This window comes from Pseudothioglobus sp. nBUS_23, from assembly GCF_051201565.1.
GTDB lineage: Bacteria > Pseudomonadota > Gammaproteobacteria > PS1 > Pseudothioglobaceae > Pseudothioglobus.
Map to the genome: position 1 here is coordinate 1 of NZ_CP179200.1, position 12,443 is coordinate 12,443.

Genomic DNA, 12,443 nt, shown 5'->3' on the forward strand with positions numbered 1-12,443 from the left:
TTAGGGATTTAAATCCAACTATTCTAGATTAATGCTTTAATCAAATTTAACGTCATTACAGGTATCATTAGAATTTTAATTCCAAATTTTTTAGTCTCCAATGTCACAGACCTGGGCCAAATGTTTAGACTCTCTTAAAAGCTCTCTACCCCTTGGCGAGTATAGTGTGTGGGTCAAGCCACTGCAAGCTTCTGAACGAAATGAAATTCTTTATCTTAATGCACCTAGCGCTTCAGCGCTTAAGTATATTCAAAATCACAAAAACCTAGAGTCGGCAATTGTACTTGCCGTTTCAGAACAAGACAGAAAAATTAAAGTTCGGTTTGGGGTAACAGAGTCCAAAAAAAAATTAAACAGCCAAACAAAACATCATACAACACCGCTTTTTCCAGAATATACCTTTGATAATTTAGTTTTAGGAACAGCAAATCAAGTGGCTGCTCTAGCTAGCCGACAAATCGCTGAAAAAATTGGTGCCTCTCCCTACAATCCATTTATTATTTATGGGGAATCAGGCTTGGGAAAAACACATCTCATGCAAGCAGCAGGACACCTTGCGCTTGAAAAAAATCCTAGCGCTAAAATAATCTATGTGCCTCTTATGGATTTTGTTAGAAACATTACGACAAGCCTTAGACACAACACAATTGAAAACGTGAAGCTTTTTTATCAGTCTGCTGACCTTTTGTTAGTTGATGACATTCATCTTATTGCGGGAAAGGACAAATCTCAAGAAGAGTTTTTTCATGTTTTTAATTTTCTCTTTAGCACCAAAAAACAAATCATCTTCACTTGTGATCAGCCTCCTAAAAACATTAAAGATCTTGAGAACCGACTAAAAACAAGGTTTTCACAAGGCCTAAATTTACAACTATCTCCACCAGAATTAGAGATGCGCGCTGCAATATTGCTTAAAAAATCACAAAACCCACAAATTTCTCTTAGTCTTACCGAAGACGTTGCCTTGTTTATTGCAAGTCATGTTGTTTCAAATGTGAGGGATTTAGAGGGGGCGCTGTTAAAGCTTAAAGCCTTTGTTGACTTCTCTCAAATCGACCACTCACTTATAACCAAAGATGTTGTAGAGGGCGCACTTGGTGATTTAATTAAACCAAAAAAATTATTTATCGAGGTTAATGAGGTACAAAAAACTGTCAGCAAATATTATGGTATTACCGTCTCAGATTTGGTGTCAAACTCTCGAAAGCAACACCTGGTCAAGGCTAGGCAGATGGCTATATATCTATGTCATGAGCTTACTTCTTTGTCTTTAGCAAAAATTGGTCAAAATTTTGGAAATCGTGACCACTCTACTGTACTGTACTCTTGTGAAAAACTGAAAGCACTAATTGAAACAAACGAGGAAATAAAAAACGACATAGAAAACATTAAAATTAAAATTACTAACTTATAAACAAAATAATTATTAGTTGTGTTGTTAGCAAGAATGAAAACATTTTATAATTAGTTTAATAACTAACAACTTAAGAACTAATCAGCAAAGATACTAACAAAATAATCACAAGATAGGTTATTGATTTTAATTATTAAATGAAAGAAACTAACAAGAAACCCATAGACTAATAGTAACAATAATTAATTTATATAGAAAGGTAAATTATGAACACGGAATTAAGCGTTGAAGAGTTAATCGAGCCACTTCAAACTGTCATCGGTGTTGTGGAGAAAAAACAAACACTCCCAATACTTTCTCATGTATTAATTCAATTAAGTGAGAACATACTTACACTAACAACAACAGATATGGAGTTAGAAATAAGTGCGTCATCTAAAATCAAAAGCAGCTCAGAAGTTACTTTTACTATTTACGCCAAAGATCTAATCGATATTGTTAGGAAGCTGCCTGAAAAAACTCAAATTAAGTTCAAAATTGAAGAAAACAAAGTTTATTTAAACGCAAATAAAAACACTTTTGAGCTAAATACCTTCAACCATTTAGATTTTCCAGCGCTTCCAAAAACACAAAATACTAGTATTATAAAAATCAAACAAGAAGCCTTAAAGGAGCTGATTGAAAATACAAGTTTCTCGATGGGAAACCAAGACATTAGGGCCTATTTAAATGGGCTGTATTTTGAATTAAACATAGACTCATTGACTGTTGTAGCGACAGATGGTCACCGATTATCAATAGGTGAGGTCAGTCAAACTAATAATTTAGATGAAAAAAAGACAGTTATTTTGCCAAGGAAAGCAGTTTTAGAGCTTACTAAGCTTTTAAATAAAAGCTCTCAGGATATTGCTGAAATACACTTATCAGACAACTACTTTTCACTAATTGACAGCAATACAAAAATCATCAGTCGCCTTATTGATGGGAACTTTCCAAACTATAAGCAAGTAATGCCAACAGATTTCAGCAATACAATTGTTATCAATAGGGAGGATTTTTTATCAAGTCTTCAACAGGCTTCAATCTTTGTTGACGAGAGAACAAAGGGAGTCAAGCTTGTATTTAGGGAAGACAAATTAAGTATTTTTTCTCACTCAGAAAGAGGAAGGGCTGAAACTCAAATTGAGGTTACAAAACAAGAAAAAGAGCTTGAAATAGCATTTAATATTCACTACTTAATTTCTGTTTTAGAAAAGCTTTCTTCTCAGAGCGTGAACATGGTGATACCTGGCGGTGAAAACAAATCTTGCTTGCTCAGCGCTATAGATGATGAGAGTTATCAATATATTATTATGCCGATGAGAATCTAGATATCAAGCCAAATGGCAACTATCGAAAAGATCCATATTCTAAAGTTTAGAAACTTATCAGATCAATATTTTAATCCCATAGCTACAACCAACTTAGTTGTTGGAAAAAATGGCCAGGGAAAGACTAACTTTATCGAGTCTTTATATTACTTGGGACACGGAAGGTCTTTTAAAACCAAAAACCTTAAAGACATTATTCCTTTTGATGATCGTCAAATTCAAATCACTGCAATTGTGGATGAACAAAAGATTAGTTTGAGCAAAAGCCGAGAAAAGAGCCGTGTTTTAGTTGATGGAAAAAAAATCCCTAGTAATAGTTTTTTAAGTCAACTTCTACCCATTCAAATTATATCTCCTGATCGTGGGTTTGTTGTAGGTGGAACCCCAAAGCTTAAAAGATCTTATCTCGATTGGGGTGTATACCACGGAAACGACAAAACACTTAAAACCTACGCTTCATATAAAAAAACACTGAAAAACATTAACATCATATTGAGTAATGGAGAAAAAATACATCTTGATGAATGGCTAACCCAACTTGCTAGTCTTTCAGTAGATATTACACAGGATCGCATTACCTATATAGAAAAACTTTCTTCAATATTTAACGAAAATAAATCTAAAAGTTTTGTAAATTTATTAGACTCATCTTCTAGTTTTATATTTGAGCTTCAAAATGGGTGGTCAAAGGAGACTGACCCTCTTAACAAACAAAACATAACCTCATTTTTATTAAACAACAAAAGAACATTGGAGAGAAACAAATACTTAAATTATGGCCCGCATCGAGCCAGTGTTGATTTTTCCTTAAACGGACAAAGCGAAAACTATCTTTCAAGAGGGGAACAAAAGAAAATGTCTATCGTTTTTTGGGCGCTTCAAGTTTTAGCGTTGGTTAAAAAAGGTAAAAAACCAATTGTACTTATAGACGACATTTCTTCCGAATTAGACAATATAAAAATTAAATCAATACTAGACTTTCTGACTGATTTAGAAGTTCAAATTTTTATGACTGATATAGGCAACAAAAAACTTCCTTTAAGAGAAAAAGCGTCTGCTATTTATAATATCGAAAATGGCGTCATTACTGGGCTTTAAGAGCAATAAACAATTATTTATAAAACCTTAAAATAAGTAGATGATTTAATGCCTAAGTTATTAGCCGTGGTATAATAAATTTTATTTAAAAAGGGCAAATATGGCCGAAGAATACCAAGCCTCAAATATTAAAGTTTTAAAAGGTTTGGACGCCGTTCGAAAGCGCCCAGGAATGTACATTGGTGACACGGATGATGGCACTGGTTTACACCACATGGTTTTTGAGGTTGTAGACAACTCAATAGATGAGGCACTAGCTGGCCATTGTTCAAAAATAGAGGTGATCATTCATGATGACAACTCTATATCTGTTACAGACGATGGCAGAGGAATTCCTGTTGACATTCATCCTGAAGAAAAAATATCTGCTGCTGAAGTTATTATGACAGTTCTTCACGCTGGTGGAAAGTTTGATGATAATTCATACAAAGTTTCTGGAGGGCTGCATGGTGTAGGAGTTTCCGTAGTTAATGCTTTATCAGAATCCCTTCATTTAACCATTCACAGGGATGGCGATGTTTATGAGCAAGATTATGTGCTTGGTGTGCCTTCAGCACCAATCAAAACAACAGGAAAAACCGATAAATCTGGAACAATCATTCATTTCAAGCCTAGCGCAGAAATTTTTACAGAAACAGTGTATAAGTTTGAAACACTATCAAACCGACTTCGTGAGCTTTCTTTTTTAAATTCAGGTGTCCATATTGAAATTATTGATGAAAGAAGTGATAAAAAAGATGTTTTTGTTTATGAGGGGGGTATTACAGCTTTTGTTGAGCATCTTAATAAATCAAAAAACCCTATCCATAGTGACATAATTTCAATTGCCACCGAAAAAGACGACATCGCTGTTGATGTTGCTCTTCAGTGGAGCGACTCCTATCAGGAGAGCGTCTATTGTTTTACTAACAACATACCACAAAGAGATGGTGGAGCCCACTTGGCTGGTTTGAGAGCAGCGCTGACAAGAACACTCAATAGTTTTATTGATGCCTCAGGGTTGGCAAAAAAAGAAAAAGCAGCCATTACAGGCGAAGACACTCGAGAGGGACTAACTGCAATTTTATCTATTAAAGTTCCCGACCCTAAGTTTTCATCTCAAACCAAAGATAAGCTTGTTTCTTCTGAGGTTAGGGCGCCCGTAGAATCTTCGGTTAACGAAAAACTAGGTGAGTATCTTTTAGAAAACCCAGCCGAAGCCAAAATAATCATTAGTAAAATTTTTGAGGCATCTAGGGCAAGGGACGCGGCCAGAAAAGCTCGTGAAATGACAAGAAGAAAAGGGGCTTTAGACATTGCAGGCCTTCCTGGAAAGCTCAGTGACTGTCAAACTAAAGACCCTGCCGAGTCAGAAATATTTCTCGTTGAGGGTGACTCTGCTGGTGGCTCTGCCAAACAAGGAAGAGATAGAAGAACCCAAGCAATTCTTCCACTTAAAGGTAAGATCTTAAATGTAGAAAAAGCTAGGTTTGAAAAAATTCTTTCTTCTCAAGAGGTTGGTACACTCATTACTGCGCTAGGATGTGGCATTGGTAAGGAGGAATACGATCTTGAAAAATTACGATACCATAAGATTGTTATCATGACAGATGCTGACGTTGATGGGGCACATATAAGAACTTTGCTTTTAACGTTTTTTTATAGGCACTTTCCAGAGCTGATTGAGAATGGCTACCTGTTTATTGCTCAACCCCCTCTTTATAAAATTAAGAAAGGAAAACAAGAGCGTTATTTAAAAGACGATGCTGAACTCAATGAATATTTGCAACAAGAAGCTATCCATGATGCAAGCTTATTTGTATCTTCAGATGCGCCCGCTATTCAAGGCGTTGCGTTAGAGAAAGTTGTAAACAAATACTATAAAACCATCGGTGTTATTGATAGGCTGTCAAAAAAATACAATGAACTGCTCTTAAAGTCTATTTTGGGTATGCCGAAACTGAACTTGAAAGAGGCTAATTCTGCCAAGGAGTGGTGTCAAAACCTTCAAGAAAAAATGAACCAAAATAGCTCTATGGCTGAAAGCCATACACTTAATTACTCCGGTGATGCGATTAGCTACACCATGAGAACTTATGGGGTTGAAACAGACACATCGGTTCTAGATGAGGCTTTTTTTGGGTCTAAGGACTATCATAACATTGAGAGCTATTCTAGCGAAGTAGAGAGTATGTTTAATGATGAGTCATATATTCAAAAAGGCGCAAAAGAACTAAAGACACCAGATTTCACCACTGCACTTGAGTTTCTTTTAAACGAAGCAAGGAAAGGTCAGGGCTTCCAAAGATATAAAGGCCTTGGTGAAATGAATCCAGACCAGCTTTGGGATACCACAATGAATCCTGAGACTAGGGTTATGCTTAGAGTTAAGATTGAGGATGCGATTGCTTCAAACGACGTCTTTACAACCCTTATGGGAGATGAAGTGGAGCCAAGAAGGAACTTCATTGAGGACAATGCACTCAAAGTTGACAACCTAGATTTTTAGTTTTTGGTTGCTCTAATAACTTGAATTCAGCTAATTAGGGCAATGAATTTTATTACCAACTAGCCAACCCCCTTTGTATGATAATAATCTAATTACTTACAAATGGTAGGGTTATGTCAAAGAAACATCCTGTGATCGCAATCACCGGCTCTTCAGGAGCAGGCACATCTACAGTTAAAAATGCGTTCAACCATATTTTTGAAAGAGTGGGTGCAAAACCAGTTGTGATAGAAGGGGACAGCTTCCATAAATACGATAGAAAGCAAATGGCAGCTGCCATGGAAAAGAAAAACAAGATAGGAAATAAACATTTTAGTCATTTTGGCCCCGAGGCTAATCATTTTGATCTTATAGAAAAAACCTTTAAAGATTATGGTGAAAACGGATACTGTAAAAGACGTTACTATATTCACACAGATGAAGAGGGCATTCCGTTTGGAAGAGGCGCGGGTGAATTCACAGAGTGGAAGGAGGTTGGAAGAGAGAGTGATCTTTTGTTTTATGAGGGGCTTCATGGAGGCGTTAAAGATGGACCAATTGACGCTGCAAAATTTGTAGATCTTTTGATTGGGGTTGTTCCAGTTGTTAATCTTGAATGGATTCAAAAAATTCATAGAGATAAAGAGCATAGAGGGTATTCTGCTGAGGCAACGGTAGATACAATTCACAGAAGAATGTGGGACTACATAAATTACCTCACTCCTCAGTTTTCAAGAACACACATTAATTTTCAGCGCGTTCCAACCGTTGATACTTCAAACCCCTTTATTGCAAGGGATATACCCACTCAGGACGAGAGTTTTGTTGTTGTCAGGTTTCAAGATCATAAATACTGTGACTTTGTTTATCTACAAGATATGGTTGCAGGATCCTTTATGTCTAGACCAAACACATTGGTTGTGCCAGGAGGCAAGATGGGGTTTGTAATGGAATTAATTTTAAGAGAGCAAATAGAGAAAATGCTAGACCAATGAATCCTTCTTCACTTGTCTCTGACCACAATATTTATTAGTTTATTTGGCACTACAATTACTTTAATTATTTGTTTATCCATTGTGAATTTAACAATTTTTTCATCTGAAAGTGCAATTTCTTGAACAGCCTGGTTGTCCGAATCAAGAGGCGCCATGATTTTAGATCTTAGCTTTCCATTAACCTGAGCAATGATTTGCACTCTTTCTTGAATCAGCGCAGACTCATCAACTTCGGGCCACTGCGAATCTACTACAGCATTTTTTCCGCCTAATAAAAACCACAAATGATGACAAACATGAGGCATCACAGGGCTTAAACATTTGACCATTATCTCAATAGCCTCTTGTTTTACTGCTATACCTTGTTGGGAAGTGTCCGCATACCTAGAAACCAAGTTGTTAAGTTCCATCATAGTTGCAATAGCAGTATTGAACGAATGCCTTCTTCCAAAGTCATCGCCAACTTTTTTCAGTGCCAAGTGAGTCTTTTGACGAATAGACCTCTGCTCTTCATTTAGATTTAAATCATCTATTTTGGAAATCTCCACACCCTCTTTTAGTTTAATAAAGCCGGTTACTAATCTAAAGAATTTATTAATAAACCTATGAGCCCCCTCTATTCCTGAGTCGGACCACTCTAGGTCTTGAGTTGGTGGAGCTGCAAACAAGATAAACAGACGAGCAGTGTCTGCACCATACTTTGAAATCATCTCTTGGGGGTCAACCGTATTCCCTTTGGATTTACTCATTTTTGCACCATCTTTTAAAACCATGCCTTGAGTCAGTAGGTTTGTAAATGGTTCGCTAGTTTTTACAATGCCCTCATCGCGCAAGAGTTTCGTAAAAAAACGAGAGTATAAAAGATGTAATATAGCATGCTCTATTCCACCAATGTATTGGTCTACAGGCAGCCAGTAATTTGCCCTCTCATCCAAAATCGCTTCCTTTTGATCCACACAGGTATATCGCGCAAAATACCACGATGATTCAAAAAAAGTGTCAAAGGTGTCAGTCTCTCTCTGCGCTTCGCCCTTACAGTTTGGACATTTAGTTTTAACAAAGCTTGACATTTGTTTAAGTGGTGATCCTGCACCATCTATAGAGACATTTTCTGGCAGCCTGACAGGAAGCCTATCAAGATCTTCAGGAACAGCGCCGCACTCTGAACAGTGTATTATTGGTATAGGACAACCCCAGTATCGCTGTCTAGATACTCCCCAATCCCTAAGGCGGTAGTTTGTCTTTTCCTCGCCCATTGAAAGGCTGGATAGTTTCTTGCTGATGGCCTCAAATGCTTCGTCAAAACCTAGGCCAGTAAATTCACCTGAGTTAATGAGCACACCTTTTTCAACGTAGGCCTCATTTGATGTGTCTACAAAACCGTTTTTATCAGAAATAACATTCACTATAGGTATGTCGTATTTTTTTGCAAACTCATAGTCTCTTTGGTCGTGTGCGGGAACGCTCATGACTGCGCCGGTGCCATATCCCATAAGGACAAAATTAGCAATCCAGATTGATACCTCTTCGCCTGTTAGAGGATGGATGCATTTCAGCTTAGAATCAATCCCTTTCTTTTCCATTGTTTCCATGGCGGCTTCGGCCGTTTCCATTTTTTTACAATCATCAAGAAAAGTTTGGATTTCTTGGTTATTTTTTCCTGCCTCAATTGCAATAGGGTGCTCTGCAGCAATGGCCAGATAGGTAACACCGAAAAGTGTATCAGGTCTTGTTGTATAAACTGTTAGAGAGCTTGCAGTACCAATCTTAAAATTTATATCTAGACCGACTGATTTTCCTATCCAGTTTGTTTGCATCATCCTAACCGCATCTGGCCAACCTTGTAGGTTTTGAATGTCTGCTAAAAGCTCATCAGCATAATCAGTTATTTTCATATACCATTGCGAGATTTCTTTCTTTTCAACAGGTGCGCCTGAGCGCCAACCACAACCCTCTACTACCTGCTCATTTGCTAAAACAGTTTGATCAACAGGATCCCAGTTAACAATTGCTTTTTTCTTATAAACTAAGCCTTTTTCAAAGAGTTTTATAAAAAACCATTGCTCCCATTTGTAATATTCAGGATGACATGTTGCCAACTCTCTTGACCAGTCATAACCAAAGCCTAGTTCAATCAACTGCTCTTTCATGTGGCCAATGTTTTCATATGTCCAGCCTGCTGGCGGCACTTTATTTTTAATGGCCGCATTCTCTGCTGGCAGTCCAAAAGCATCCCAGCCAATGGGCTGCATCACATTTTTACCCAGCATTTTTTGGTATCGTGAGATCACATCGCCAATGCTATAGTTGCGAACATGCCCCATGTGAAGCCTTCCTGAAGGATATGGCAACATAGATAGACAGTAATACTTTTCTTTTTTTGGATCCTCAGTTACAACAAATGAGTTATTCTTTGCCCAATAGTCTTGAGCTTCTTTTTCAATATTTTTGGCGTTGTATTCGTATTGCATTGTTGATCGGTGATTAATTAATTTAAGCTTAGTGTTCCGACAAGAGAACTCACATTGTCAAGTTTGTGTGCGTCTAAATAGCTACTTATTCCGTCGTTAATTGATTTACAAATAAGTGGATCGTAAAACAATGCAGTGCCAATGCCCACTGTGTCAGCGCCTGCAATTATAAACTCTATTGCATCTTCAGCAGTAACAATGCCGCCCTGTCCAATTATGGGTATGTTGTGTTTCTTGCTAACCTCGTATACCTGGTGAACTTTAAGAAGTGCAATTGGCTTGATAGCGGGACCAGAGAGCCCACCTTGGTTGTTGCCAATAACGGGTTGTTTTTTTTCGATATCTATAGCCATTCCCATAACCGTATTTATGACCGCGAGTCCATCACTACCAGCATCAATGCAGCGTAGAGCATTCCCAGCAATATCAGTTTGATTGGGCGATAGTTTGGTGATTATGGGTTTATTAGTGTTCTTGCGACATATTTCTACTACACGAAATGACATATCGGGGTCATTTCCAAAAGCAACACCACCCTCTTTTACATTAGGGCAAGAAATATTAATTTCTATAGCATCTATATCGGTGTCATCAAAGTGTTTTGCAATTTCCCCATATTCCTCAACACTAGATCCAGAGATATTAATGATAAAACGAGTTTCATCTTTGTCTAGAGCAGGCAAGATATCATTAATCACAGTATCTGTTCCTGGATTTTGAAGTCCAATGGCATTCAGCATACCATTTGGGGTTTCTGCAATTCTGTGCGCTTTGTTTCCAAGTCGCGGAGCCAGAGTGGTTCCTTTTAAACAAACAGCACCCACATCAGAATTGGAAAAACCTTTGATTCTAGTGTACTCCTCGCCAAACCCTACACATCCTGAGAGCAAAATGATTGGGGAGTTAAGAGTGATCCCACAAAAGCTTGTTTTAAGATTATTTTGCATTGACGACATTATACTTTTATGACGACTTTGGAGTCAGCAACTTGGTCTAAAATGTCTTTATGAATGGAGTTTTTATCACTGGAAGCAACACAGAGGTTGGAAAAACAACCGTTTTAGTCGAAATAATAAAGCATCTTAGAAAAAGAAGAAAAATTGTTGTAAGAAAACCAGTAGAAACAGACTGCGAAATGGTAAACGGCTCTTATGTTCCAAAAGATGCTATTAAGCTTAATGAAGCATGTGCTTCTGGAGAGGATATAGATGTAGTGTGCCCATTTTGTTATGAGCTTGAGGCGAGCCCCGAAGAGGCAAGCGTCTTCGCTGATAGGCCCCTAGGGCTTTTTGACCTTGTTAAAGCCTGCCAATCAAAGATAGGAGAGCAATTTGTTTTCGTTGAGGGGGCTGGAGGCATATACTCCCCTATCGCAAACAATGCGCTCAACTCTGACCTAGCGATTGAGCTAAAAATGCCAATCATCATCGTGGTTAAAGATGAGCTTGGTGCAATTGGCCAGGCGCTTTTATCAATCAATGCCGCTCAAACTAATAATTTGGATATAGCCTGTGTTGTTCTTAATGAAATGACGCCAAATCATCTATCTAATGCTCAGGCATTAAGGGCTTATACTAAAGCCCCAGTCTTAGAATATTCAAAAAACAAGCAAAAGCCTTTTTGCGCTGAGATAGAGAAACTAATCTAGAATTTTAAGGCTTGGTTTTTTGTCGTTTTTTTCTTGATCAGATTTTGGCATATCAAACATCATGCCCTCACCATTTTCATGAGCATAAATTGATAGAACCGCATTACACGGCACAACAATTTTTTGCGACTTGCCCTGAAAGCGCGCTTTAAAGATTATTGCTTCGTTATTAATAGTACGACCAACAGTTGCAGAAGAGCTAATGTTTAAGACCATTTTTCCGTTTGCATCATGCCCCTCAGGAACAACTACGCCAACACTTTTTGTATTTACAAGCAAATATGGCGTAAGCTTGTTATCCTCTATCCAGTCACAATAAGCGCGAATAAGATAGGGAATAACTCCTGACATTTGCTAATTAATTGAAGTCTTTTTCAGCAAAAGTAAGACTGTCATGAAAGCCTTCTTTTTCAAAAAGCCTATTTGCATAATCTTTGATTGGCTTAGCTTTTTCACCCAGTGATATTCCTAAAACATCAAGCCTCCAAAGAATTGGTGCAATACAAACATCAACTAGAGTCATTGTGTCACTTTTGAAATATGGCTTATGAGCAAAAAGAGGGAGCAACTCTAACAAGTTTCCGTTCAAAGTTTTTCTTGCTGCGTCCGCCTCTTTTTTGTTTCCGTTAAGGATAGTGTTAACTAACTCATACCAACAGCCATCTGCTCTTGTAAAGCGATAGATTAGAAGGCGCTTTTCAGCTTTTTCAATTGGGTCCACCGGCAAAAGAGGGGGGAAGGGAAAACGCTCATCGAGATACTCCATGATCACAGAAAGGTCGTACAGAACCATGCCTCTGTCAAAAAGAGTGGGCAGTGTTTCGCATGGATTGAGTTCTAGAACTTCTTCAGGCATTTCCTCAAAGCTGACTTCTACCACTTCTCTTTCAATCGATTTGTGCGCCATAATGAATCTTACAGCGTGAGACTCAAGTTCTTGCGATGCAGAGTATAGTGTTGTAGAAGCGGGGTTAGGTTTTGATAGCATATTTTTACCAGTTTAGTTTAATATTCAGTCAGCACAGCAGAAGACAGAAGCG

Annotated in this window: 10 protein-coding genes; 6 read left to right on the forward strand and 4 right to left on the reverse strand. The window is 37.8% G+C overall.

Annotation, left to right across the window (positions count from 1 at the left end; all coding sequences use genetic code 11):
* The first annotated feature begins 100 nt into the window (after window positions 1-100).
* The 5 genes from dnaA to ACMAZA_RS00025 all read left to right on the forward strand — a co-directional run bounded on the left by dnaA (window position 101) and on the right by ACMAZA_RS00025 (window position 7,284).
* Entirely contained in the window at window positions 101-1,414 is a 1,314-nt protein-coding gene (gene dnaA, locus ACMAZA_RS00005) for a chromosomal replication initiator protein DnaA (RefSeq protein WP_435188921.1), read from the forward strand.
* A gap of 206 nt (window positions 1,415-1,620) precedes the next feature.
* Window positions 1,621-2,724 (forward strand): DNA polymerase III subunit beta, encoded by a 1,104-nt coding sequence (gene dnaN / locus ACMAZA_RS00010; protein ID WP_435188923.1) that lies wholly within the window; start codon window positions 1,621-1,623, stop codon window positions 2,722-2,724.
* Between the two features lie 12 nt (window positions 2,725-2,736).
* The gene (recF, locus tag ACMAZA_RS00015; protein ID WP_435188925.1) at window positions 2,737-3,822 is read left to right on the forward strand and encodes a DNA replication/repair protein RecF; all 1,086 of its coding nucleotides are present in this window, start codon (window positions 2,737-2,739) and stop codon (window positions 3,820-3,822) included.
* 100 nt (window positions 3,823-3,922) lie between these two features.
* Entirely contained in the window at window positions 3,923-6,310 is a 2,388-nt protein-coding gene (gene gyrB, locus ACMAZA_RS00020; protein ID WP_435188927.1) for a DNA topoisomerase (ATP-hydrolyzing) subunit B, read from the forward strand.
* Window positions 6,311-6,423: 113 nt separating this feature from the next.
* Entirely contained in the window at window positions 6,424-7,284 is an 861-nt protein-coding gene (locus tag ACMAZA_RS00025) for a phosphoribulokinase (RefSeq protein ID WP_435188929.1), read from the forward strand.
* Window positions 7,285-7,292: 8 nt separating this feature from the next.
* Here the strand turns inward: ACMAZA_RS00025 and leuS are convergent, their stop codons facing one another.
* Both leuS and ACMAZA_RS00035 read right to left on the reverse strand, forming a co-directional pair.
* The gene (leuS, locus tag ACMAZA_RS00030) at window positions 7,293-9,755 is read right to left on the reverse strand and encodes a leucine--tRNA ligase (protein ID WP_435188931.1); all 2,463 of its coding nucleotides are present in this window, start codon (window positions 9,753-9,755) and stop codon (window positions 7,293-7,295) included.
* A 17-nt stretch (window positions 9,756-9,772) separates the two neighbouring features.
* Window positions 9,773-10,711, reverse strand: coding sequence for a dihydroorotate dehydrogenase (locus tag ACMAZA_RS00035; protein WP_435188933.1), 939 nt, complete (start codon window positions 10,709-10,711; stop codon window positions 9,773-9,775).
* 50 nt (window positions 10,712-10,761) lie between these two features.
* Here ACMAZA_RS00035 and bioD point away from each other — a divergent pair, with 50 nt between their 5' ends.
* Window positions 10,762-11,403 (forward strand): dethiobiotin synthase, encoded by a 642-nt coding sequence (bioD, locus tag ACMAZA_RS00040; protein ID WP_435188935.1) that lies wholly within the window; start codon window positions 10,762-10,764, stop codon window positions 11,401-11,403.
* On the opposite strand, the gene ACMAZA_RS00045 is transcribed toward bioD, so the two are convergent.
* A complete protein-coding gene (locus tag ACMAZA_RS00045; protein WP_435188936.1) occupies window positions 11,395-11,754 on the reverse strand; it encodes a ClpXP protease specificity-enhancing factor SspB in 360 nt (119 codons plus the stop codon). The two genes, bioD and ACMAZA_RS00045, sit on opposite strands and share 9 nt — an antisense overlap.
* A gap of 7 nt (window positions 11,755-11,761) precedes the next feature.
* Window positions 11,762-12,391, reverse strand: coding sequence for a glutathione binding-like protein (locus ACMAZA_RS00050; protein WP_435188938.1), 630 nt, complete (start codon window positions 12,389-12,391; stop codon window positions 11,762-11,764).
* Between the last annotated feature and the right edge of the window lie 52 nt (window positions 12,392-12,443).